The sequence below is a fragment of the Ruegeria sp. J8 genome, assembly GCF_056531925.1.
The window spans coordinates 123,153-148,323 of sequence record NZ_JBQFMR010000011.1; the positions used below are offsets into that span (position 1 = coordinate 123,153).

A 25,171-nucleotide genomic window follows, 5' to 3' on the forward strand; every position below is an offset into this window, starting at 1 on the left:
CGCGCATTTTAGAGTGATTGAGCGGAGAACGCTTATTCGACGGTGGCGACGTCTGTTTGGTCCGCAGAGCAGAAATTCGCCCAAACTCTAAGAGCGACCGCTTCGAGCCCAAAGCGAACTTAAACGCGCTCGCAAAAAATGAAGTGCGGCGATAGACATTCTCTTCAGCGGTCTAACCCATCACTAAATGCATTCACCGCCATCGATAACCAAGGCCTGCCCCGTCATAAAAGCGGATTCATCTGAAGCTAAATAGACGATCCCGTGGCCAATCTCTTCAACTGTCGCCCACCGACTCATAGGGATCGCCTGCTCGATGTAGCTTTCCAGTTTGGCACGGCCACCCATCTGCTTTTCGAAGCCTGCATTGAAAGGGGTGTCTACAAATCCTGGACAAAGGGCATTAAAACGGATTGCGTGGACAGCGTAGTCGGCTGCCATCTGCCGGACCATCGCAACAGCTGCGTGCTTTGTAGTCGCATATGCAATCATACCCCGGTCGTATTGAACCCCAGAATTGGAGGCCGTGACGATCACGCTGCCTCCACCTTGTGATTTCATATGGGGGACGGCCGCACGCGCGGCAATGAAGTGAGCGCGGACATTCAATGCCCAAGAAGCATCCATTCCATCTGGTTCTACTTCTTCCAGCGTTCCTTCGATCTGCAACCCAGCATGAGAGTGCAACACGTCGAGCCGACCGAAGTTTTTTACTGCTTCGTCTATGGTTTTGGTAAGGGCATCGTCATCGGTTACATCAAGCTGTATGGCAGATGCTTGATTTCCCTGCGCAACGATCGCGGCCACTGTGGCTTCAGCAAGTGTTGCATCGCGATCCGTTACCATTACATGCGCACCCTCTTGTGCCATTGCCATTGAACCCGCCCGACCAATTCCTGATCCCGCGCCCGTCACGAGCGCGACCTTACCTGCAAGCCGCATGTCACTTGGCTCCTTTATTTAATTATTCGATTTTGAGGCGCCTCGGCGCAAAAGCAGCTGCGCTGCTACGAGCAACAAGAGCGACGCGCCCATAACCATAGTGCCGATGGCATTGATCTCGGGTGTTACGCCGCGCCGGATGGATGAGAATATGTAGATTGGCAGGGTTGTTTCTGAGCCAGCTACGAAGAACGCGATGATGAAATCATCAAATGAGAAAGTGAAGCTGAGCAGGAAGCCTGCCAAAATTGCCGGTGCTATCAACGGCAGGGTCACCTGTCGAAAGGTGCCCCAGGGCGTCGCAAAGAGGTCAGCCGAAGCTTCCATGAGCGCGCGGTCCATACCCGATAGCCTTGCACGTACGATGATTATGACCAGCGCCATTGTGAACATGGTGTGGGCGGCGACAAGCGTGGGCATCCCCATGGAAAGTTGCGGGGGATTTGCTCCATCGGGCCATAGGCTTGCAAGAAGCGGGTTTAGCCAGCCGAATACGGTGACCAGGGCAATGAGTGTCGCGATGCCGATGACGATACCGGGTATCATTATCGCAATATAAATCATCGCATCAAACAAAGTTCGGAGCCATCCCTTAACCCCTTGTAAAGCGATGGCCGCCATGGTTCCGAGAGTGGATGCGAGGCAAGCAGTTATTAATGCCGCAAGCAGACTGGTCTCGAGCGCGTCCATTACAAATGGGTTGTTCAGCGCTATACCATACCATTGGGTCGAGAACCCCATGAACTGGCTTGCGTGTCGTCCGGCATTAAAGCTGAAAAGTGCGATGATGCCGATTGGAATATAGAGAAAAAGGTAGACGCAAATCGCGTATAAGCGCATCGGACCCTCACATCAGCGAGACATCTTCGCGCTGGCCACCCAGGCGCGAGATGAATTTCATGTAAATTGAGACAGTGACAAGCATTACGACAACCAGAGTCATTGCGACCGCCGATCCGTACGCCCAGTTCCGAGACTGCAGGAACAGGTCCACCAGCGCATTTCCGACGAAAAAGACCTTTCCGCCGCCCAAGATCGCTGGGATCAGAAACTCGCCCATCAGCAAGATGAAGACCAGCATGCAGCCAGTTGCGATACCAGGTACCGACAAAGGAAGTGTCACCTGACGGAACGTACGCCATGGGGTAGAGCCGAGATCAGCCGATGCTTCCAGAAGGCGTTTATCCAGTTTGTCTAAGCTTACAAAAATCGGGAAAACCATCAGAGGTAGATACCCATAGACAATCCCGACAAGCACAGCGAACGGCGTATTTATCAGGCGGATATCATCGATGCCGATCGACTCCAGTAAAGCGGGCAAGCCACGCCCCCCAAGGATGAAAATCCAAGCGTATGACCGGATCAGGATCGATGTCCAGAACGGCACGATCACTAGGATCAACAGCGAAGTTCTCCACTTTGGTGAACAACGCACTGCAAGAAAGTAGGCGAGCGGGTAGGCAATTACCAACGCAGCGATAGTCCCCAGAGGTGCAAGGATCAAAGTGTTCTTAAACGCCGTCCATCGCGCAGGAAGGTTGGCATATTGTTCCAACGTGAACGCTGGAACGTAGCCTCCGGCGGCACCCCGTTCGCCAAAGGAAAAGACGAAGACGACCAGCAGAGGAAGGGCTAGCATTACCAAAAGCCATATTCCTGCTGGAGCCAGCAACAGTGCTTTTCTGCCTCGTTCGGTCATTTTGTCCTCGTCTTTTCCGATATTGGCGGCCTTGCCGCTTAGGCCGACTTGAAGCGGGCGAGCAACTCGGCACGGTTTGGATCGGTTAGTGTAGCCGCCGCGCCGAACTCGAGTGCATTCAGAAGGTCAGCTGCCGGGTAAAGGATCGGATCTTCCAGTAGTTCCTTCGGCAGCAACGCATTGGTGCGAGCATCAGCCGATGGATAGCCGTGGGCGAGGACTTCTTTCGCATTAACTTCCGGGTTCAGCAGGAAGTCGATCAAGGCATAAGCGGCATCCATATGGGGTGCGCCCTTAGGAATAGCGTAGTAGTCGGACCAGAGTTCACCGCCCTCAGTTCCCAGAACGTAGGCGATTTCAGGCATGTCGACATTCATCTGCTTGCCGTCACCTGTCCAGCACATCGTCATCCAGGCGTCACCGTTACGCATCGGTGGCTGATAATCCGACGAGATTGCAAACAGATGCGGTTTGGCATCCAGCAACAATTTCTCGGCATCCGCCAGTTCCTTCTCATCGACCGAGTTAAAGGAGTAGCCGAAGTATTTCAGGGCATTACCGATGGTGGTGAGTTGGTAATCATGCACCATTGTCCGGCCTGAGTAACCTTCCATAGTAAGGTCCCAGAACTCTTTCCATGTGGTTGGAGTCGGAGCGCCGTCAAGCTTGCTGGTGTTCACTGCAAAGCCAGTCGTGCCCCAGTTTTTTGGCACCGCGTAAAGCTGGCCATCGACAGAACCGGCATCGGAAAAGCGCTGTTCGAATGAACCTGCGTCGTAGTTTGGCAGTTTGGACGTATCGAGCGGGATGATCAGATCTTCACCCACATACGTAGTGATCGTGTAGTTGGTTGGAACGAAAACGTCCCAGCCAGACCCTCCAGCCTGTAGTTTTGCCAACATCTCTTCGTTCGAGCCAAAAACATTGACCTGAACATGGGCGCCAGTAGCTTCCGTGAAGGCTTCGAAGTTCATCTCGTCATGGTAGTTCGGCCATGTGGCGAGGATCACTCGGTCGCCAATGTCCCCGGCAGCAAATGCCGGGCGTGGACGCAACCCAGGAATGGCCGTGCCCAGAACGGCCGTTGCCATCCCAAGACCTGTCACGCCTAAGAAATGTCGCCGTGTAACCGAACCCTTTTGGTACCGGCGAAGCTCTTCCATGAACTTTTGCTTGGAAATAGTCCCATTATCCTTGGTCATTGTGAACCTCTCTGTTGTTGGATTGCGGGATTTGTTATTTTTCCAGGATCAGCAGTGCGCCTTCGCCCCATGAAACAAAGGCCTGCTCTCCTGCATTGAACGTCCCCTCGTTCAATTCCGCTTGCCTTGGCACAAGTACGTGGAAGTCACCCAGTGCTTCGTTGCGCGCAAGGTATTCTGTGTGCTCCCCAAGGAAGATCCGATTTTGAATGGTAACTGGCAGAGCGATTTCAGCTGTGGGTAGCGCGCGGGTCAGCGTGATCTGTTCAGGACGGATACTAACGCACACTTCCTGCCCTGCATCTATTGGAATTTCCGGAGTTCCGTGCACCTTTTGGCCACTCGCTAAACGCACAGTGATTTGGTCGGCTGCTGAGTCAGTCACAGTTGCATCGAAGAAATTTGAGGTACCTACAAATCCAGCCACGTATCGGCTGCGGGGCATGTCGTAGAGTTCGCGTGGGCTGCCAACCTGCACAATACTGCCGCCTTCCATCACACAAATTCGGTCAGACATTGAAAGCGCTTCTTCTTGGTCGTGCGTGACGAGGACAAAAGTTATTCCCAGTTGTCGTTGCAGGTTCTGCAGTTCAAACTGCATTTCTTTTCGAAGCTTTCGATCCAGAGCAGCCATTGGTTCATCAAGCAGCAAAAGCTTGGGCTCGTTTACGATCGCACGCGCCAAAGCGACGCGTTGCTGCTGACCACCAGACATCTCCCAGATGCGACGTGGGCCAAACCCACCAAGACGGACAGTTTCCAGCGCTTGCTCAACCTTTGTCGCGATTGTTTGTTTGTCTACGCGTGGTCGTTGTTGGCGCAGGCCGTACGCGATGTTGTCGAACACGCTTAGGTGAGGGAAAAGAGCATAGTGCTGAAACACCATGTTGACCGGGCGATGGTGCGCATCTAAGTCGTTGACGACTTCTCCATCGAGCAACACCTGACCTTCGGTTGGCTTCTCGAAACCTGCCAACATTCTAAGCGCAGTGGTTTTGCCGCAACCAGATGGGCCTAAGAACGACAGGAACTCTCCTTTCCCAATGGAAAGATTCAGGTCTTTGGCGGCGACCACATTCCCGAAGGTCTTGGTCACTCCTCGGAGTTCCGCAATCGTCTGCATGGTGACGCTCATGTCAAAGCTCATATACTGCCGTTTTCCTTTTGCTTGATTTTTTGGCATTTGTTGGCATACCACTCAAACAAGGAAAAAGTAACAATAACTCGTAATAACTGTATATACCACAATTGGGGTATAGAGGTGCTTTTCGAAAATCTGGAGTGGCGTGTGTACGATTGGATGGAAGAGGCCGGCAGGGTCGTGGAGAAGATCGGAACCCCAGAATTTCCATGTGCTTTGGCAGATGGCTTACGGCAGGTCGCACCATTTGATTTTACGGTGGTGTTTGGCCATGTCGGAACCGAAGCACCAATAGACCTTCACGACGATTTCCCCAAAAGCAAACGGCGTATTTTTGTTGAGGATTACCAAGCCGGGCCCTACGTACTTGATCCATTTTTTTTGGCCGCGACAAAACCAATAACACCGGGTCTGTACCGCATGCGCGATATCGCACCGGACAGGTTCTATCAGGGCGAATACTATCGCAGCTATTACAAAAGGACTGGGTTAGCAGAGGAGATTGGCTACTTTATCGATATCCCAGGCGCTGGGATGGTTGTGGTCTCGCTCATGCGAGCAGAGAAGCCTTTTTCCGCCAAGGAAATTCGGCATTTGCACGCTCTATGGCCGCTCGTTCGGGCAGCCTGTTGCAAACATTGGAGTGACTTTCCAACGATGGCCCGCGGCGCCGCAGCGAATGGCGTTAGTCGTCGCGTTGATCTAGCATTCCAGGCATTTGGCGATGGCGTTCTGACGCCACGAGAACGAGAAGTCGTTGAGTTCACATTGAAGGGCCATTCGGCAGAAGCTGTTGGCACAATTCTCGGCATCTCTCCAGGCACAGTCCGCATCCACAGACGCAACATTTACGCGAAACTTAGGATCAATTCGCAGGGTGAGCTTTTTTCAAAGTTCATTGAAAAGGCACTTTAAAAGGATCCGCCAATTGGAAGCGCTCATGGCAGTTTCTACAAATGGGTCGGTCACTGCTGCAGCTACGGATCTGGGGATAAGCCAGCCTGCGGTCAGCCGACTGCTTTCTGATCTGGAAAAATCGCTTGGCTTTCAACTTTTTGATCGCCGTGAAGGTCGCTTAGTGCCTTCGCAGGAAGTGCGTTATCTGCAACCCAGCGTAGAGCGTGTTTTGGAATTGATGAAGCAAATCTCGGATGTCAGTCAGGACATAACGAAGCGCAAAGCGGGACACATACGACGCAGAATTGAAGTGTTTCGTGCGTGATATCAGCATTTGTGCCCATACCGGCATCGGTGTGATTTCCACGCATGGTGACAGCAGTCCAGACATGACGGCATGCATTGATCGCTTTGTAACGATCGCGCCAGACATCGAAGAAGTCCGGGTGATCAATTGGTGTGATGACGCAGCAGTGCCAGACATGTGCTATCGGTGCGTAGACGGCGATTGGCGCGCATTTGTGTACACCAGGAGGCATCGTCAGACACGCTGAGATCGCCGCTGGGACGCATCCCGGCAATTTGACGAAACATCCTCGCGAAAAAGCGCTCCGGCGATCCTAAGGACATCCTGGCAATACTCACAACGAACGCGAATTTGCTATGTTTGAAGCGTCGTATGTTCGCCGACACGAAAATCTCATATACATCTGTCGTGTGGCGCGTCGTCGATAAAATCCATTACCAATCAATCCACTAAGCGAGATCACGTAAGGCTTCTGATCAAGTCTGGGTGACGCATGGGTGACAATCTCCAGATTTCGATTGGTAGCATTACAAACCGCAATACCCCCGAACGCCCAGCCAAGATCTGAAATCAGCCCTTGGCCAATGTATAAGCACCAGAAAGAAAGGCGTTCTTTAAATAGACCGGCAGCTTCTCGGGATATTCTTTCACTTCCTTCTTGGCGAAATTGGACAAAGCCACTGGATTGACGAACCTAGTGTGACATCCTTCTGTAAGTTGGATCAGAGTCTCGATTTTGAAAGAGACCGCACCACCTGCCATACGGCCTTTCTTTGCACGCGTTTTGATCGCAAACGTTCCAACCTCGTTTTCGCGAGCAAACTCATCAAGCGCGGCCATGAATGAACGCAGATCTGCCTCGGATGTATCATCCTCGAGTTCAATCCTTGTGGTCTTCGGTCGGAGCATCTCCACCTTGCCCTCGTCATCCAGGTCGACAACGGCAAGCCGAACTTCTTGTGCCGATATCTCGCAACCGCATACTCTCATATGTCGTTCCTTTGTGTGACAGTTCCTCACTAACATCTTTCGGACCAAAATATATGCCACCTATACCGCTGTTCGCGCCTTATCGCAGTCAACAAGCTGAGTCATTCAGATCCGCAATGCTGGCATAGGCAAGACGGTTGAAGGCAGTCATGCCGCGCCTAAGTGCCCAAAAAGTCCAGTCGAGTCTCTGTATGAGGTTGTCCGTAGGTGCCAACAGGAATTTCTGCACGCTAAGTTTTGATCTTGCTTAGCTTGACAAAGCGGACATTCGCTTGCCTCACGTCGAACGACCGCTGTGCGGACAAAGCAGTCGCTTGGCGACTGCGGTGCTTCTCTGGAGCTCTGCGTCGCGGCAACAGAGGGTTTCACTCAATGTCGCATTCGGTCAACGGGAATTTCGAGGTGCTGCATGGGCTTTTTCTCGGGTTCCAGTAACAACTGCAAAACGGCTTTGGCCAGAAACCGGCCAGCGTCACTGACATCCTCGAACTCGACAACAATATTCTCACGGAACATTTTCAGGACGGGGATTACTTCTTTTGAATACACGTCGATATCCTCGCCGAGCTTGCGCCCCATCTGTTCAATCGCAACGATTGCCGCAATCGCTGTTTTAGACGACGAACTGACGATTGCATCAACTTCCGGCGAGTTCTGTAGCCTGTGTTTTATCCAGTGCCGGAGCTGGTCCGAGGACTGATCGCTGTCAACGTTTTGAGCGATGCGGTAGCTCAAGCCCAACCTGCTGCAAGCTTCTTCCAGCCCGCGCTTCATATCTTGCGAATAGTTCTGATTTAGCGGTGGCAGGATCGCATGGATATTTTCCCGACCTCTTGCAGCCAAACGATTGATCGCCACACGCATGAAAGCGCTGTTGTCATAGTCGTAGTAGGCGTGCCGCTCGCACCATTTTGTCCGTCCATGCGTTGCAAAAGGGAAGTTGTGCTTAAGCAGGTATTCGACGCGCCGGTCTTCGGGTTCGGTCATGTTGAAGATGACGGCATCAGCAGAGCGTGTCTTGACGATATACTCGATGGGCCGCAGCGAATCTTCGTCGGGGAACCAAGGCAGCACGTTGAGATGAAACCTTGTGCCACGCAGTTCCTGCGCAATCGAACTGGTCAATCTTGATGTGTTGTTGATGACGTCGCCCTCGGCGGGAACAACAAGTGAAATAACATTTGTACGTCCGGTTCTTAGACGCACTCCAGCGCGGTTCGGAACGTAGCCGATGGCATCCGCAACGTGGCGAACAAGCTGTTTTGTCTCTTGTCCTATGTCCGGTGCATCGCCCAACGCGCGCGAAACTGTGGCCACCGCTAAGCCACTGATGCGCGAAATGGTTTTCTGCGTCGGTCGCTCTCCCGGCAGAACTTGAGAGACCAACTCTTCAGTACTTAATTGACTGACTTCGGCCACCGTTTTCTTCATCGACCCTCTCCGTTCACCAATAGTTGGCAACTTGCGCAAGATGTGTACTTCCATCGCGACCGGCTTCGGCAGTACTCAGATGGATTTATAGCGAGTCAAAAAAATTGCTTGCAAGGCATTTCTGTAACGATATAGATTTTTACTATAACGTTATAGTAAGGGAGGATGGCATGAAACGGATAAAATATCTGCTCTCGGCAACAGCGCTTGTTGTGGCGACAAGCGCGTCGGCAACTGAATTGGAAGTGATGCACTGGTGGACGTCGGGCGGTGAGGCCGAGGCGGTCAAGGAAATCGCGAACGCGTTCAACGCAACAGGCAACACCTGGGTCGATGCAGCCATCGCGGGCGGCGACAACGCAAGGCCGGTCATGATAAGCCGTATTGTTGGCGGAGATCCGATGGGCGCGTTTCAGTTCAATCATGGCAGGCAGGCTGAAGAGCTGATCGAAGCGGGCCTGCTCCGTGACATCACCGACATTGCCGAAGCAGAAGGCTGGACCGATCTGGTAAACCCACCTTCTCTACTGGCTTCCTGCACTGTTGATGGCCGCATCTACTGCGCGCCTGTCAACATTCACTCCTGGCAGTGGCTCTGGGTCAGCCACAAGGCATACGAAGATGCAGGTGTTCCCATCCCGACAAATTGGACTGAATTCGTAAGCTCGGCCTCCGCGCTCGAAGCCGCGGGCAAGATCCCCATGGCCATGGGTCAGCAGGGCTGGCAGCAGGCTGGTGCGTTCAGTGTTCTGATCGCAAGCCTCTTGCCAAGTGAAGTTTATAACAGCGTATACGGTGACAAGAATACGGATGTTGCTGGTGGTGCCGAAGTCGCCAGCGTCTTCAAAGCTGCTGCCGATGCGCGTTCAATGGCCGCCAACTCAACGGTTCAGAATTGGAACGACGCGACCGCGCTGGTCATCAAAGGCGAAGCCGGTGGCCAGATCATGGGGGACTGGGCGCAGGGTGAAATGGCAGTCGCAAACGTTACCGCTGGCGAAGATTACAGTTGCCTTCCTGGGCTGGGCATGAATCCGCGTCTTTCAACAGGCGGAGATGCGTTCTATTTCCCTGTTCTCTCGGATGAAGCCCAGATCGCCGCGCAAACCGAGCTAGCCAAACTGATGCTCGATCCCGAAACGCAAGTGGCCTTCAACCTCAAGAAGGGGTCGCTCCCTGTGCGCGGTGACGTAAACCTAGACGCAGCCAATGACTGCATGGCGAAAGGCCTCGATTTGCTCAAGGCGGGCGCGCTGCTGCCCGACGTGAACCAGTTGATCACGCCAGACACCAACGATCAGCTGAAAACGTTGTTCACAGAGTTCTTTGCGGATGCGTCGATGACACCCGAAGATGCGCAGAAAGAATTCGTCAAGATCATCGGTCGGGCTGAATAAATACTGACAGTGGATTGCGGGCTCACTTGCCCGCAATCCGACACCAACAGTTGAAGGGAGGGGGAGCAGATGGCTTCGCAACGCCCAAACCAACTGTTCCGCAACCTGAACGCAAAAATAGCCTCGATCCCCATGATCGTTACTGCTCTGTTTGTGTTCGTTGGTGGGACAGCCTGGACAGTGGTTTACAGCTTCACCAGTTCGGGATTGCTGCCGCGGCTGAAGTGGGTTGGCCTTGATCAATACGACCGCCTCTGGGGTACGAAAAAGTGGCTGGTTGCGATCGAGAATCTTGCAATTTATGGCTTTTGTATGCTCGCTCTGGTGTTCGTGATCGGGTTCATCCTCGCGGCGCTGATCGATCAGAAAATACGTTTTGAAAACACCATCCGCACCGTCATCCTTTACCCCTATGCCCTGAGTTTTGTCGTCACAGGGTTGGTTTGGCAATGGATACTGAACCCTGAATTCGGCATCGAAGCCATCGTCAGGGGAATGGGGTGGCAAAGCTTCGAATTCGACCCGCTTTACAACCCGGAAATCGCCATATTCGGTGTCCTGATTGCCGGGCTCTGGCAAGGCAGCGGGCTGGTTATGGTCCTCATGCTCGCCGGATTGCGCGGGATAGATCAGGATGTCTGGAAAGCCGCACGCGTGGACGGCATTCCCGCATGGAAAACTTATCTGTTCATCGTCATTCCCATGATGCGCCCGGTGTTTATAACGACATTGGTTCTGACAGTAACCGGCATCGTCAAGCTATATGACTTGATCGTCGCGCAAACCAGCGGCGGCCCCGGTATCGCCACCGAAGTTCCCGCCAAATACGTCTACGACATGATGTTTGGCGCAAGCAACCTTGGTCAGGGCTTCGCCGCCTCGACCATGATGCTGCTCACAGTGGCCCTTGTCGTCATCCCTTGGGCCATCCTCGAGTTCGGAGGAGGGAAGAAATATGGTTGATGTCATGTCTACGACGCTCGAGGGGCCGCAGGGGCCCAAACCCACCAAGATGCTTTCGCGGAGAAACATCTTACTCTATGGCACCTTGCTCGTCGCTGCAGTCTACTACGCGCTGCCCCTCTACATCATGGTCGTCACGTCACTGAAGGGAATGCCGGAAATACGCGTCGGGAACATTTTTGCCCCGCCGCTCGAAGTCACATTCGAGCCCTGGGTCAAGGCTTGGTCCGAAGCCTGTACGGGCTTGAACTGTGAAGGCTTGAAGGTCGGCTTCTGGAATTCAGTCAGAATAACAATCCCTTCAGTCCTAATTTCGATCGTCGTTGCATCGGTGAACGGGTATGCCTTGGCGAACTGGCGTTTCAAAGGTGCAAACGCATTCTTCACCATCCTGATATTTGGCGCCTTCATTCCCTATCAGGTGATGCTCTATCCGATCGTCATCATGTTGCGAGAAGTCGGTCTTTATGGATCACTCACCGGGTTGGTCATTGTCCACACGATCTTTGGCATGCCCATTCTGACCCTGCTGTTCCGCAACTACTTTACCTCGTTGCCGGAAGAGTTGTTCAAAGCCGCTCGCGTCGATGGCGCTGGGTTCTGGCGCATCTACTTCCGCATCATGCTGCCGATGTCCGTGCCCATTTTCACCGTCGCCGTGATCCTGCAGGTCACAGGCATCTGGAATGACTTCCTGTTTGGCGTAGTCTACACCGGCCCGGATACTTACCCGATGACGGTACAACTCAATAACATCGTCAATTCCACGCAAGGCGTGAAGGAATACAACGTCAATATGGCAGCGACCATAATTACAGGTCTTGTTCCGCTGACCATCTATTTTGTCTCCGGCAAACTCTTCGTCCGCGGTATCGCGGCCGGCGCTGTCAAAGGGTAAACCCTCATGAGCAACTCAGTTGAAATCAAAAATCTTGATCTGGCGTTCGGCTCGGTCAAAGTGCTGCAAAACCTCAATCTGGAAATCGGCAAAGGCGAGTTTCTAGTACTTCTCGGCTCGTCCGGTTGCGGAAAATCCACGCTGTTAAACTGTATCGCCGGCCTGCTTGACGTAACCGCAGGTCAGCTGTTTATCAACGACGAGAACGTGACGTGGGCGGAGCCTTCCGAGCGCGGTATCGGCATGGTTTTTCAATCCTACGCGCTCTATCCTCAAATGACTGTCGAGGGAAACCTGTCATTTGGTCTGAAAAACGCCAAACTGCCTAAAGCCGAAATAGCAGCCCGCATCAAACGTGCCGCAGAGATCCTGCAAATCGAATCCTTGCTTAAACGCAAACCGGCCGCTCTGTCGGGAGGCCAGCGTCAAAGAGTTGCCATAGGACGCGCATTGGTGCGGGACGTCGACGTTTTTTTGTTCGATGAGCCGCTGTCGAATCTGGATGCCAAACTGCGCGCGGACCTGCGTGTCGAGATCAAGCGTTTGCACCAGAACCTCGGAAATACGATGATCTACGTAACCCACGACCAAATCGAAGCCATGACGCTTGCGGATCGTATTGCGATTATGCGCGGCGGTCAGATCATGCAACTGGCATCGCCGGAAGAAATCTATAGTCGCCCTGTAAACAAATACGTGGCTGACTTCATTGGATCACCGTCAATGAACTTTCTGGAAGGCCACATCAAAAACGGCGCTTTTGAAACGGGCGACCTTTCGATCCCACTATCGGGGTACGAATTCTCCGCTGGCCCGGCGACAGGTCCTGCGACTTTGGGGGTCCGTCCCGAACACGTCATCACCGGCGAACTGGTCGGCAAAGCCCCTTTCCAGACAGATGTTTCGGTCAGCCTTATCGAGCCTACAGGATCAGATACACTCGTCGACTGCGAAATTGCCGGTAGCCCGTTCCGCGTCCGTATGGATGGGCAGGCCAAGATCGCGGTGGGCGAAAAACTGCAGCTCGGGCTCGATCTATCAAAGGCCTCGCTCTTCGACACCAAATCCGAACTGCGGCTGTGAGCCAAAAGCGTCTGCCATCATTGAAACAGTCAGACAATCAAAGGATTGAGTTATGCCTGCCATCTCCTATCAGCTTTATTCTTCGCGCAACTGGGACGTGGAGGAAACCTTTGCCATGCTCGCGGATCTGGGGATCAATGAGGTCGAAGGTTTCGGTCCATACTTTGATGATGTTGAAAAGACAAAATCCCTGCTCGACGCCTATGGCCTAACCATGCCGACGGCACATTTTGCGTTGGATTTGGTCGAAACCGACCCTGATCGGGTGATCGACGTTGCAAAAAAAATCGGCATTCAAACAATTGTCATCCCGTTTGTGGCACCCGAAAATCGTCCGTCCTCGGCGCAGGGATGGAAGGAATTTGGCGAGCGTCTTGTTTCTGCTAGCAAACCTGTCTTGAACGCAGGTCTTGGCTTTGCCTGGCACAACCACGACTTCGAAATGGTGCCCGTCGACGGTCAGACACCTCTAGATCTGATTGCCGCGGCCTCCGAGGATATCCAGATCGAACTTGATCTCGCTTGGGTAAAATTCAGCGGCGAGGACCCGGTCCAATGGATTGAAAAATACTCCGGACGACTGGTCGCAGTGCACGTGAAGGACATTGCTCCAGTAGGAGAAAACGCGGACGAAGACGGCTGGGCAGATGTCGGCTATGGCACGATGGACTGGCCTGCGATCAAGCGGGCGATGGATGCAGCTCTCGTGCGACGTTACGTGATCGAGCACGATAATCCCAATGATCACAAGCGGATGGCTCAACGGTCACTCGCAACTGTTCAATCATTCTGAGGAAGAACGCGATGCAGGTATATGGTGTCGGAATAATCGGGTGCGGCAATATCTCGACCGCCTATCTGAATCTTGCGCCTTTGTTCAACTATATTGAAATCCGGGCAGTCGCGGACCTGAACATGGAAACCGCGCAGGACCGGGCTCAAGAGTTCGGCGTCCGCGCGGATACGGTCGAAGGTCTGCTGGCAGCCGACGATATCGACATCATCCTCAATCTCACGATCCCAGCCGCGCATTTCAGTGTCACAACGTCGATCCTCGAAAATGGCAAGCACGCCTATTCGGAAAAACCGTTTGTGTTGACCCTTGAGGAAGCTGAAACACTGCGGAAAATGGCGCAAGAACGAAATCTGCGGATCGGATCAGCGCCGGACACTTTCCTGGGCGGTGCCCATCAGGCGGCCCGTGCGGCAATCGACAGCGGCGAGGTGGGCGAGATCATCGGCGGCACATGCCATGTCATGTCGCATGGAATGGAGTCCTGGCACCCGAACCCAGACTTCTTTTTTCAACCAGGCGGCGGCCCAATCCTCGACCTCGGCCCTTACTACATCTCCAATCTTGTGCAGTTGATTGGCCCGGTTAAAGCCGTGACGGCCATGGCTTCGGCAAGCTTTGCTGAACGCGAGATCGGCAATGGACCACGATTGGGTGAAATGGTTCCGGTCGAGATCCCAACAAACGTTCACGCGCTCCTGGAGTTCGAAAACGGCGCTTTGATCACATTTGGGGCAAGTTGGGACGTCTGGGCGCATCGCCACGACAATATGGAGTTATACGGCACCAGCGGCTCTTTGTTCATTCCGGACCCAAATTTTTTTGGTGGCGAGGTGTTGATGTCAAAGGCGCAGGGCGAAATCACACAGGTACCAGACAACAATCATCCATTATCTGTAGCAAATGGTTCGGATGGATCCGGGGTGCACCGTGCCAACTATCGTTGCGCAGGCCTCGCGGAAATGGCTCAGGCTATTCAGGATAACCGTCCACACCGGTGCAGCCTTGAGATGGCGACCCATGTTGTTGAAGTCATGACCAGCATTTTGGCCTCAGCGCAGGATCGCGGCTGGGCATCCATGACGACGACCTGCGACCAACCATCTTGGCTTGGCCCCGAACAAGCAGTCAAACTAATGCGGTGAAAACCACAATTTGCGCGATAGACGCAAAGTCAGCAGCTTCTCGCGCGCCGACCATCAGGTGCTAGTCCCTACGATTGTGGAAGCTTTCTGCTGAGTGTTGATTTACTTGTTTGGCCCTTTGTCCGTAGTGCGCTTCTCGCGACACTTTGAACGGGCTGCTTCGGGCTCAAAACAGTCGTTCGCTGCACTTGTCATGAATGACTGCCTTGCGGACCAAGCGGACCTTACGGGGATGCCGTAACTAACGCACGTGACCTAAAGGCTGGTGGAACGGGTTGGTCGGCTTGGTAAGCTCTGGAGCGGCAAGCTACGTCACCCTTTGAATTGCAAGAACTTTCTACAATAGCTCGTGTTCTCTAAAACCAAGCTTCTACGGTTGATTTTTTGACTCAACTCCTTGACTCAGTCATTCTTCTCCAGGGGGGGAACGCGATATGAATGGCGCTGACCAGAAAAGCCAAGCAGACAGGTACGAAGAAGGTATAGCGCTTCTGGATGTTGGTGTCGGCATATTCGATGACGCACTCCGACTGGTTTACTGCAACCCCGCATTTCGCGAGATGCGACGCTACCCACAAGAGCTCTGCCGCCGTGGTGTTAGTCTAGAAGATTTGCTGCATTTCAACGCCGAACGCGGAGATTTTGGCGCGGGCAAAACTGATCGGCTAGTGGCCGATCGAATGAATGAGATTGGTGCCTCTGGTGAGCGCGCGCTCGAGCATGAGATGGCGGACGGGCAGATTCTAGCGATCAGCTATCGCAGAACGGCCTCTGGAGGAACGATGGTCACCTATCAGGACCGCACCGCCGAACGAAAAGCAGAAAGAGCATTGCGAGAAAGTGAGGAGCGCTACGCGCTTGTTTCAGACGCTGCGGAAGAGGCAATCTACGATTGGCACATTACCGACGACCAGTTTTATGCGTCCCCACGACTTGAGACTTTCCTAGGGCTTGAGACCGGTCCTAAGGGAGAGAGAACGTGGGTATGGCAAGACATTATTCATCCCGACGATTTGCCCTCTTACTTGTCAGCGTTGGAGGCGCATATATCCGGCAAGAAGAAACGATGGGAATGTGAGTACCGACTCAAAGTAGCCAGCGGAAAGTGGCGCTGGGTATCGGATCACGGCACCTCGATTCGCGATACTAACGGCTGCGCGACGCGTATGGTGGCCGCAATTCGGGACATTACACCCAAGATTGAACGGGATGCAGCCCTTGCCGCAAGTGAGGAAAGATACCAGTTGGTCACTCAAGCTACCAGCGATGGAATTTATGATTGGGACGTGACCAATGATGTTCTGTTTGTCTCTGCTGACCTGAACGATCTACTCAGTTTGGACGAGGCCAATTCGTCTTCGACACGATGGGCCGAGCAGATCCATCCGGATGATTACGACGCTTATGTCAAGGCAATCGTTAACCATTTCAAGGGCGGAACTGATGCCGTTGAATGTGACTACCGGCAGAGGGCGCGTGATGGCGGTTACCGTTGGGTTCACGACCGAGGCGTTGGTGTGCGAAACGCCGAAGGCCGGGTCGTTCGGCTTGTCGGTGCCGTGCGCGACATAACTGAAATCCGGGATGCACGGGAACGAATTGCCCGAATTGAAGGCCGGCTACTCGGAGCAATTGAAACGATCGCCGATGGTTTGCTTTTGGTGGGACCTGAAAATCGCGTCGAGTTATTCAACGACCGCTACGTCCAGATCTTCAGCGACGCCGCTGGCGGCGCCGATTTGAGCAACCTAATTTATGAGGGCCGCGAATTCTTCGACATGATCCGCAACGGCTATGAGCTTGGGATGTTTACCGAACATCCAGACGGCGTTGACGGTTGGATCGCTGCCCGCCGCGTCGCTTGGGAGAAGCCAAAGGCGAACTGGGAACTAGAGTTGGGCAACGGTGTGTGGATCATGCTCAACGAACGTCGCCTGCCTGATGGTGGCCGCATCATGGTTTACAACGACATAACCGAATTCAAACGCAGGGAGGCAGATGCGCAGGCCGCACGGCAGCGGTTTGAAGACGCAATTGAAGCGATTTCGTCTGGTTTTGCATTGTGGGATGCCGAGGATCGGCTGGTTGTATGTAATGAGCGCTACCGCACCTACATGAGCGAACTCGCCGACAAGGTCGTACCCGGCGTGAAATTCGAAGAGATCATCGGTGCCGGCATCAAGCGCGGCCTATTTCCACTTTCCGAAGGAGAAGTAGAAGGGTATCTTGAGAGAATTGCCGAAAAACGCAAGAAAGCCTCGGGCGAACCACGCGAACAGCTAGTCGCCGGGTACTGGCTGCAGATTACGGATCACCGCACTTCGGATGGTGGCATCGTCTCGATCTATACCGACATTACCGAACTGAAGACCAAACAGCTGGAGATCGAACAACAATCAGCGATCCTCGAATTAACAATGGAGAACATGGGCCAGGGGATTACGCTGGTGGATAAAGAGCTGCGCACAATTGCGTTGAATTCGAAATTCCTCGACCTCATGGAATTTCCTCGCGAACGCTTTCGCCCCGGATTCACAATGGAAGAGGCATTTCGGTTCAATGCTGAACGAGGGGAATATGGGCCGGGCGACATTGATACCCAAGTGCGCGAGCGGGTGGAACTGGCCGCAAAATTCTTACCGCACAAATTTGAGCGTATTCGTCCTGATGGTACGGTGATTGAGATTATCGGCAACCCTATCCAAGGTGGCGGCCTAGTTGCAACTTACACTGACATTACGGACCGCAAACTCGCTGACGAAGCACTGAAAGCGGCACTGGCAGAATTTAACGCGGTCATCGATCACGTCGACTATGGAATTCTGTTCATGGGACCTGATTTACGTGCGCGTATAATAAATCGGGCATTTGCGCGAATTTGGAACATCGATCAGAAATTCATCGACCAGCGCCCAACAATGCAGGAACTGATAGAGTACAACAAGGGCACAGGAGTCTATGATGTTGCGCCGAAGGACTGGGATGACTGGCTGTCCATGCGGGTCGAGGCAATACGGGCAGGAAACATGCCACCGGGCGAGTTGTGTCGGGCTGATGGCATGACGTTGAGTTTCCAATGTGTGGACCTGCCGGATGGCGGTCGCATGCTGACCTATTTCGATATCACCGAACTAAAACGGCGTGAAGCAGAGATTTCCAACGCGCGTGATGCGGCTGAACAAGCCCTCAACGATCTGAGGCAAGCCCAAGAACGGCTCATCCAGTCCGAGAAGATGGCCAGCCTAGGCCAACTTACTGCCGGCATTGCCCACGAGATCAAGAACCCGCTGAATTTCGTCAACAACTTTGCCAAATTGTCTGGCGAGTTGTTGGAAGAGTTGCACGAGATATTAGAAGACCCGATCGCGGCTCTGGAGGAAGAGGATCGCGAGGAAGCTAAGGACCTATGGCAGACAGTACGCGGCAACTTAGGCAAGATAAACCAACACGGTCAACGTGCTGACAGCATCGTTAAAAACATGCTTCTGCATTCCCGTGAGGGGCCAAGCGAGTTGCAACGTGTTGCACTAAACCCAATCGCAGAAGAAGCGCTGAACCTTGCCTATCACGGTGCTCGGGCGGAGGATTCCAGTTTCAATGTCGAAATACGAGCCGACATTGATCCCGACGTTGGCCAAATCGATTGCTATCCGCAGGATTTGATGCGTGTTTTTCTTAACCTCATCAGCAACGGCATGTATGCGGCCAACAAACGTAAAGACGCGGAAGAAAGTGACTTTTCACCGACGATCTGGCTATCGACGCGAGCCAATGGTGACCGCGTCAACGTCACTATTCGCGATAATGGTACGGGCATTCCAGAAGAAATGAGGGAGAAAATTTTTCTACCATTTTACACCACAAAACCCGCGGGTGAAGGCACAGGGCTCGGCCTTTCGTTGAGCTATGATACCATCGTCAAGCAGCATGGTGGAACTTTGACTGTGGACAGTAAGCCAGGGGATCACACAATTTTTGTCGTTTCGGTCCCGGTCCATTCTCAGGGGGACCTAGCATGACAGGACAAATTCTGATGGTAGATGACGAACCCGACGCACAGGACCTGATTCGACAAAATTTTCGGCGGGAGATACGAAAAGGAGTCTACAGTTTTGGGTTTGCCGGGTCTGGCGAGTCCGCCTTGGACGCAATAAGTCATTCGAAAGAAGAAGTAATGTTGGTGCTTTCGGACATCAACATGCCCGGCATGTCAGGAATCGAGCTGTTGCAGGAACTGCGCGCTCGCTGGCCTGAATTACCGGTTATGATGATCACCGCCTATGGTGATGCAGCGACCGAGGCGAAAGTCCGGGAACTGGGAGCGGAACAGTTCCTGACCAAGCCCGTCGATTTTGTTGAACTGAAAGAGCGGCTCTCACGATTTGTCGGAGATGCAACGTGACGCCAACACGCATTCTTGTTGTCGATGACGAGCCCGACCTTGAAGCGTTGATTTCGCAAAAGTTTCGGCGTCGCGTACGCGAAGGGGAACTCGATCTGTTGTTTGCTCATGACGGCAAACACGCCCTCGAAGTTCTCGAAGAGAACCCTAAAATAGATATCGTCCTTTCGGACATAAACATGCCCAGGATGGATGGTCTCACTTTGCTTGAGCGGTTGAGCGAGATGGAAACTGATCTGCAAACTGTTATGGTTTCGGCCTACGGCGACATGAACAATATTCGCGCGGCTATGAACCGCGGGGCTTTCGATTTCGTGACCAAACCGATCGAGTTCGAAGATCTCGACCGGACCATTGCCAAGACGCTGGAACACCTTGAGTTGCTCCGCCAATTGCGCACGGCCCGTGATAAAGCCGAGCAAGCGAGATTGACGCTGTCACGGTATTTCTCTCCTACGGTGGTTGAGACGTTGTCGCGTGATCCAGAGGCAATAGAGGCCAAGGGCGAGCGCCGCGTAGCAACCTTTTTATTTACTGATCTGGCCGATTTCACTCAGCTGGTAGAAAGCTCGGATTCCGACCTGATCGTCGAAATTCTCAACGAATACCTAGATGGCATGACCCGAACAATCTTTTCGCATGGCGGAACAGTCATGAAGATCATAGGCGACGCCATCCAAGTGATATTCGGTGCGCCAGTTGACGACCCGGAACATGCCGCGCACGCGGTGGCCTGCGCCTTGGCGCTCGACGAATTTGCGCAAGATTTTCAGAAGAAACTACTGGATCGCGGCATCGCGTTGGGAGACACGCGCATAGGTGTGAACAGCGGCGGTGCGATCATTGGCAATTTCGGCGGCAAGAGCTATTTCGACTATACAGCGTATGGCGATGCTGTGAACACTGCGGCAAGGCTGGAACAGGCCAACAAGACGATAGGGACGCGCATCTGCACTTCGGAAAGTGTTGCCAAGGGCATCGACAACTTCTCTGGCCGCCCAATTGGAAGACTCTTGCTGAAAGGCAAAGCGCAAGCGGTGACCTGCTATGAACCCTTGTCTGAGGCGCTTGTCGACAGCGATCAAGTGAGAGGTTACAAGGCGGCGTATGAGCTGCTAGAGGCGAGTGACCCCAAAGCGCGCCAATCCTTTGCGGCGCTTTTGGCCGAGTGCGAAGACGACCCCTTGATCTTGTTTCACCTTGGTCGATTGCTGGCCGGCGAAACTGGCGCAGAAATTGAAGCAGTGGGTTGATCGCCAGACCTGTCCCAACGTCATTGCCGCTAAACAACCATGATAAGGCTGCCCAACACTCGCCGCAAGCCGGTCGACCCCGACCCAACAATAACAAAAGGGTTGCCTATATCGGCGTCAAGAACTGCGATTATGCGACGTTTCATAGACGAGCAATACCACACAGCTTACTAAACAGCGCATGTCCACTTCGCGCTCTTAACAGTCTTTCGCTGCGGAGCTTCACGCACAATTCTAATTAACGACCACTTTGGGCTCTATGCAGTCGTTCGCCATACTCGGCATGAACGACTGCTATGCGGACAAAGCACCCGTTCATCGTTTGTTGCAGAAATCCGAAGTTACTAACTTAAGATCAAATAATTCGTTCATTTGGATCGATTAATTGAGCTACTTTTATCGACCGTTGGTGCGAACTCTGGAAGCGTAAAGACCTTTGTTGATTGCGACATACCTGCTAGCTGGTGTTGCCCCAAGGGCTCAAGCCGCGTTGCAACATCTGCTGCGAATTCCGAGGACATTACCAAAGGAGTTTTAAGAGACTTACACAGACCCTCAAGCCGATTGACTTGGTTTACCGCAGGGCCAATCGTTGTGAAGTCCAGCCTACGTTCCGTGCCGACGTTTCCATACATTACGGAACCCCGATGTAAGGCAATTCCAAACTCAATTCTGCCGCCGTACTTTTGCCAAATGATGTTCTTTTCCCTCGCGCGAGCTAAGCACTCCAACACTGAAGACAATGCGGCACGGCTCATGTCGACTGCCGGCCTCGACTTTTCGTCTACTGGGAAGATTGCCATAACAGCGTCGCCGATAAATTTAAGGATCTCACCGCCGTGATCTTCTACCGCCCCGGCCGTACAATCAAAATAGTCGTTAATTAACGCAAGATATCTATTCAATGGCATGTCTTCTGCCATCCGACTGGAGTTTCTAAGGTCGCAATAAAACAAAATGCAGTCGATTGCCCCTCCATCGCCGCGCTCGATTACACCATCCAAGACACGGTTTCCAGAGTAGCTTCCTAGGTAGGCATCCATGAGACCTTGCGCAAGAATGCGCGATTGAGCGTTTTTTATAACCAGTGCGAGGGCAGGCATGAGTGCTCGGATATAGTTGATTTCAGAGTCGCTAAATCCGCCTATACGTCGTGTAGAAATCGACATCATAACGCCCTCCATTCCAGGCGGAAAATCCGACCAGCGGCTAGCGTCATCGCGATGATAGCTTTCAAACTGAACCAGATAGTCCGTTGCGCCATCTGAACGAAGCTCTTCTAGGATCGGAAAACTGGTCTCGACCGACCCATCCTCCAATTTGTAACGCCGATAGGAACCGCCGTTATGCGCCAAATCGAAAAAAGGTGTGTTGCGGAATCCAGGTGTCGCAAGCTGGTCTCTGGGCGTTAGTTCGACTTTGGATTGATCGTCGCGGACCGTCCAAAGCACATTCAATGCGCCAAAAATTGGGTGCAGGACCATGCCCCCGACGTTGATCCTAGCAACAGGGACACCAGCGGAAACCAGACGGTTGCCAAAGCCTCGCACCACATCGTCCGCCTTTGTATCGCGAAGACCGCACCCCATCAGCCAAGCAGCAACGCTATCTAGAAGTGGAGACCTGCTGAACTCAATCATATTGAGACACTTTCTTGTCTAAACAAGCGTATTGAACCAGCTCGATACTGAGACCTTAGACCGATTTGACACAATGAGCGCAGGGAGTCTTGTTCCGAGCCTTCAGTCCTTTTGTATCACAGCACTGCTATCGCCTCCTAGCTTGGTGCGCTAAACAACCAGTTTCACCCCCGTACTCCAAGGTAGGCGACGGGCTCGATGCGATCGCCCGCCTGAATATCACGAGCGACCGCTGTGCGGACAAACCTGCTGTTCGTTGAGGAAACTCTCCAGATTTAGCCAAACTTGGGAGTTTGGGCCAAAGATCACTTTTTTCTCCACCAATACGCATTGCCGTTGGTCACTCGACGAAAAGACAAGACCGCTTATGGATCTGTAACGTCAATCTCGCTCAATGCTTCACCCGCAGCGCTGCTAGGTTGGCTGATACCTAAAATAGTGCTCAGTGTGACGGCCACGTCCACCGTGGAAACGGGACGACTGACGCGAGTTGGCTTGATACCTGGACCAGCGAAAATGATTGGAACATGCGTGTCGTAGCGCCAAGGCGATCCGTGCATTGCGGCAATTGGACCTTCCTCGAAGAGAAATGAATAAGGTGTCTGAACAACATAAATGTCGCCAGAACGTGTTGGGTGATAGTTTCGCCGGATCTGCTCCTCAAGGGTATGCCCTCGTTGTTCAGGAAACGGTTCAGTTGGCATCGCAAGCTCAATGCCCGGTGCAGCCATCAAGTTTTCGACGATGCGTCGCTCGATAACACGCCTGTCGGCGCCTGACGCTTCAATGGCGGCATTGTCCAGATATACGTAAGGACGAAAAAAGAACTGTATTGCGGATTCCACTCCGAACTCATCGGCGATGACCGAATTCACATCTATCATCAATGCTTCGGTGGAGTTACGGAATGTCGAAAGCCCGGCTTCGGCCATCTCTTCTGGCGCTTCCGGCATGCCATGATCGGCGGAAAGCACATAAAGCACATTCGCTCGTCCAACCTCTCGATCCATGAACTCAAAGAAATCAGCCAATGTCTCATCCAAACAGCGCACCATTTCTTCATTTTCTAGGCTGGATGGTCCGAAGAAATGGTTGGTTGCGTCTACACCTGAAAAACTGATGCTTAGGTAATCCGGCCATTTATCGTCACCAAGCCCCTCCTCTTTGACAACAGTTTTTGCAAAGTCGGCCGTGATCCGATCCCCATGAGGCGACAATAAAACCTGCGTGTAGTAGAGCCCGTCTTCCGGCTTCCCATAGAAATGAGGGAAAGTGCGACCGAATGTGCCAAGGTTGGTTACAAAGGAGCGTTCCTTTCTTTCCATTAGGTAAGGCGCGTCAGAACACTCCGGCCACCACTCACTTTCGATCTTAGCATCTGCGGCGTGTTTAGAGTTCCAGTCGAGAACCCAATCGGGATACGCGTCATAATAAAAAGCACTTGTTTCAAATGCCCCTGTAGCCGCCGACAGCCATAAAGCTTTTCCAGAATGCCCTGCCATTGCAACCGCCGAACGGTCTTTACCAGATACGGAAAAAACTTTTGATCGACCGGCATTGGCTTTCACCAGTTCGTCTCCAAACGTCGTCGCCAACAAGTTAACGGGAGAACGGCCCGATGTCACAGCAGCGGCTTGTGTCGGGTCGACTTGATCAACGTTTCCACCGAAGCCTGGAACCGGCACCATCGGGTAGTCCGGATCTTCAATATTGTATCCCAATCGCTCTTCAGCCCTGTTGAACCAGGCATTGCCAATCATTCCATGCTCAGAGGGATGGGCTCCTGTAGCGAGCGTCGCGTGGCCAACAATGGTTTCGGTGTTGGCGTGACAATGATGAGCGTCGGTGTACCAGACGCCGCTTTCCAAAAGCCTTTTGAAACCAGCTTCGCCGAAGGCGGCCTCATAACGAGAAATCAAGTCTCCGCGCAGTCCATCAATTGTGATTTGAACAACGAGTCGGATGTCTTCCGTTGCACTAGCCGCCGTCGTGGATATTGAAAAAAGGAGTGTTGAGACTAAGGCAAATGATCGCTGCATTTATGACCTCATAGAACTACCCAATCCTCTGAATACCAGCATCTGCGTCCACCGGCTACTGAGGGTCATTAAAGATGCTCTTTTGAACTTCCGATTTGGGCTCAGAGCGGACCTCCGCTGCAACTAAGTCGAACGACTGCTATGCGGACATACCCGCCGTTGCCGTCAGAACACTTAGAAATTGCTCCCGGCCCCATTGGGCAAACAAGTCATCGTTGGCCCGAGCGTAGCGTATCGCGCCGGCCACCCCATGTCCGGTCAGTGCGAGACGATCGCGAGCCCCGCGAATATGAGCGCGCCGCCTGTCCAATCGCGCGGCTCTAGCCCTTCGCCGATACTGTAGGCGTAGGTCAGTACGATCAGCGTCTCGAGCGCAATTATTATTAGATACAGCTCGGAAAGTGGAACTGTGCGCATCAGCACCACCTCGGACTGGGTGGCGGCAAGAAAACCCAGAATGATCAGAGCGAGCGCCACCGCCGTCCATTCGGCTGAGGCCAGTTTCATTCCGATGGTTGCAACGCCATACCCCACGGCCGCCAAGACGGCCAAGGCCAGTGGTTTCAACGCCAGAAACTCCATGTTTCAAATCCTTCACCGTGCGCAAAAAAAACCGCGCACCTCTCATGAACCAACATTCTCTGCGTAGGATTTTAGCATGCGTATTATGTCGCATCAGTGAAGCCGATTACTTTATTTTAGCGAAGTGAAAGCCGGTAAGAGTATTGCTTATTCAGATGAAGCGAATAGCTGATACCCGCCTTCGAAACGGATGCTGCGCCTGACCCAAAGTCTGAAAAGGGCTCGGTTCGGTCAGCCTTGTATGAGCTTCCCCAACTGAATTGGTCCGCTGCTATATTTAGGAAACGGAGGACCAAGAATGGCAAACATGAGACCGAAACCTGAAGCGTTATCCGCCCAAGCACTCAAGATTACGTGTGCGCTCTGG

21 protein-coding genes are annotated in these 25,171 nt (G+C 53.0%); 11 read left to right on the forward strand and 10 right to left on the reverse strand.

Translation table 11 applies throughout. The features are described 5' to 3' along the window. Window positions 1–183: 183 nt before the first annotated feature. From ACR0L1_RS20085 to ACR0L1_RS20105, 5 genes are read right to left on the reverse strand one after another with little or no spacing between them, the layout of a single operon-like run. Window positions 184–942, reverse strand: coding sequence for an SDR family NAD(P)-dependent oxidoreductase (locus tag ACR0L1_RS20085; protein ID WP_170774021.1), 759 nt, complete (start codon window positions 940–942; stop codon window positions 184–186). Between the two features lie 18 nt (window positions 943–960). Further along, the gene (locus ACR0L1_RS20090; protein WP_480860537.1) at window positions 961–1,782 is read right to left on the reverse strand and encodes an ABC transporter permease; all 822 of its coding nucleotides are present in this window, start codon (window positions 1,780–1,782) and stop codon (window positions 961–963) included. A gap of 7 nt (window positions 1,783–1,789) precedes the next feature. Beyond that, window positions 1,790–2,641, reverse strand: a complete 852-nt coding sequence (locus ACR0L1_RS20095) for an ABC transporter permease (RefSeq protein WP_093962199.1) — start codon at window positions 2,639–2,641, stop codon at window positions 1,790–1,792. A 38-nt stretch (window positions 2,642–2,679) separates the two neighbouring features. Next, window positions 2,680–3,843 (reverse strand): ABC transporter substrate-binding protein, encoded by a 1,164-nt coding sequence (locus tag ACR0L1_RS20100; protein WP_093962198.1) that lies wholly within the window; start codon window positions 3,841–3,843, stop codon window positions 2,680–2,682. Between the two features lie 34 nt (window positions 3,844–3,877). Then, complete coding sequence (locus ACR0L1_RS20105; protein ID WP_237216008.1) at window positions 3,878–4,978, reverse strand: ABC transporter ATP-binding protein; 1,101 nt, start codon at window positions 4,976–4,978, stop codon at window positions 3,878–3,880. A 153-nt stretch (window positions 4,979–5,131) separates the two neighbouring features. Here ACR0L1_RS20105 and ACR0L1_RS20110 point away from each other — a divergent pair, with 153 nt between their 5' ends. Further along, window positions 5,132–5,899 (forward strand): helix-turn-helix transcriptional regulator, encoded by a 768-nt coding sequence (locus ACR0L1_RS20110; protein ID WP_093962973.1) that lies wholly within the window; start codon window positions 5,132–5,134, stop codon window positions 5,897–5,899. Next, window positions 5,862–6,206 (forward strand): LysR family transcriptional regulator, encoded by a 345-nt coding sequence (locus tag ACR0L1_RS20115; RefSeq protein ID WP_480860539.1) that lies wholly within the window; start codon window positions 5,862–5,864, stop codon window positions 6,204–6,206. Before ACR0L1_RS20110 ends, ACR0L1_RS20115 begins: the two co-directional genes overlap by 38 nt. A 552-nt stretch (window positions 6,207–6,758) precedes the next feature. Here ACR0L1_RS20115 and ACR0L1_RS20120 read toward each other — a convergent pair. Together ACR0L1_RS20120 and ACR0L1_RS20125 are read right to left on the reverse strand one after the other, a co-directional pair. Beyond that, complete coding sequence (locus ACR0L1_RS20120) at window positions 6,759–7,214, reverse strand: DUF3010 family protein (protein ID WP_480860548.1); 456 nt, start codon at window positions 7,212–7,214, stop codon at window positions 6,759–6,761. A gap of 333 nt (window positions 7,215–7,547) precedes the next feature. After that, window positions 7,548–8,609: a LacI family transcriptional regulator gene (locus ACR0L1_RS20125; protein ID WP_170602461.1), complete on the reverse strand. Its 1,062-nt coding sequence runs from the start codon at window positions 8,607–8,609 to the stop codon at window positions 7,548–7,550. Between the two features lie 170 nt (window positions 8,610–8,779). On the opposite strand from ACR0L1_RS20125, the gene ACR0L1_RS20130 reads away from it, so the two are divergent. The 9 genes from ACR0L1_RS20130 (at window position 8,780) to ACR0L1_RS20170 (ending at window position 20,543) form a co-directional block, all read left to right on the forward strand. Next, window positions 8,780–10,006, forward strand: a complete 1,227-nt coding sequence (locus tag ACR0L1_RS20130) for an ABC transporter substrate-binding protein (protein WP_170602462.1) — start codon at window positions 8,780–8,782, stop codon at window positions 10,004–10,006. Between the two features lie 69 nt (window positions 10,007–10,075). Further along, window positions 10,076–10,969: a carbohydrate ABC transporter permease gene (locus ACR0L1_RS20135; RefSeq protein ID WP_480860541.1), complete on the forward strand. Its 894-nt coding sequence runs from the start codon at window positions 10,076–10,078 to the stop codon at window positions 10,967–10,969. Beyond that, window positions 10,962–11,867, forward strand: a complete 906-nt coding sequence (locus ACR0L1_RS20140; RefSeq protein WP_170602463.1) for a carbohydrate ABC transporter permease — start codon at window positions 10,962–10,964, stop codon at window positions 11,865–11,867. Before ACR0L1_RS20135 ends, ACR0L1_RS20140 begins: the two co-directional genes overlap by 8 nt. 6 nt (window positions 11,868–11,873) lie before the next feature. Next, on the forward strand, window positions 11,874–12,950 hold the full coding sequence (locus ACR0L1_RS20145; protein ID WP_170602464.1) for an ABC transporter ATP-binding protein: 1,077 nt from the start codon (window positions 11,874–11,876) through the stop codon (window positions 12,948–12,950). Between the two features lie 52 nt (window positions 12,951–13,002). Beyond that, the gene (locus ACR0L1_RS20150; protein WP_170387240.1) at window positions 13,003–13,743 is read left to right on the forward strand and encodes a sugar phosphate isomerase/epimerase family protein; all 741 of its coding nucleotides are present in this window, start codon (window positions 13,003–13,005) and stop codon (window positions 13,741–13,743) included. 11 nt (window positions 13,744–13,754) lie between these two features. Next, on the forward strand, window positions 13,755–14,888 hold the full coding sequence (locus tag ACR0L1_RS20155) for a Gfo/Idh/MocA family protein (protein ID WP_480504816.1): 1,134 nt from the start codon (window positions 13,755–13,757) through the stop codon (window positions 14,886–14,888). A gap of 434 nt (window positions 14,889–15,322) precedes the next feature. Further along, complete coding sequence (locus tag ACR0L1_RS20160; RefSeq protein WP_170385087.1) at window positions 15,323–18,907, forward strand: PAS-domain containing protein; 3,585 nt, start codon at window positions 15,323–15,325, stop codon at window positions 18,905–18,907. Then, complete coding sequence (locus ACR0L1_RS20165) at window positions 18,904–19,290, forward strand: response regulator (protein ID WP_170385089.1); 387 nt, start codon at window positions 18,904–18,906, stop codon at window positions 19,288–19,290. The genes ACR0L1_RS20160 and ACR0L1_RS20165 overlap by 4 nt, the downstream gene beginning before the upstream one ends. Beyond that, window positions 19,287–20,543, forward strand: a complete 1,257-nt coding sequence (locus ACR0L1_RS20170) for an adenylate/guanylate cyclase domain-containing protein (protein WP_480860544.1) — start codon at window positions 19,287–19,289, stop codon at window positions 20,541–20,543. The genes ACR0L1_RS20165 and ACR0L1_RS20170 overlap by 4 nt, the downstream gene beginning before the upstream one ends. A 368-nt stretch (window positions 20,544–20,911) precedes the next feature. Here the strand turns inward: ACR0L1_RS20170 and ACR0L1_RS20175 are convergent, their stop codons facing one another. From ACR0L1_RS20175 to ACR0L1_RS20185, 3 genes are all read right to left on the reverse strand, one after another. Then, window positions 20,912–22,183 carry an adenylate/guanylate cyclase domain-containing protein gene (locus ACR0L1_RS20175; protein WP_170791591.1) on the reverse strand — a complete coding sequence of 424 codons (1,272 nt, stop codon included), beginning with the start codon at window positions 22,181–22,183 and terminating at the stop codon, window positions 20,912–20,914. A 365-nt stretch (window positions 22,184–22,548) separates the two neighbouring features. After that, a complete protein-coding gene (locus ACR0L1_RS20180; RefSeq protein ID WP_480860545.1) occupies window positions 22,549–24,222 on the reverse strand; it encodes an alkaline phosphatase family protein in 1,674 nt (557 codons plus the stop codon). A 258-nt stretch (window positions 24,223–24,480) separates the two neighbouring features. Then, on the reverse strand, window positions 24,481–24,804 hold the full coding sequence (locus tag ACR0L1_RS20185) for a 5-aminolevulinate synthase (protein WP_171675940.1): 324 nt from the start codon (window positions 24,802–24,804) through the stop codon (window positions 24,481–24,483). Between the last annotated feature and the right edge of the window lie 367 nt (window positions 24,805–25,171).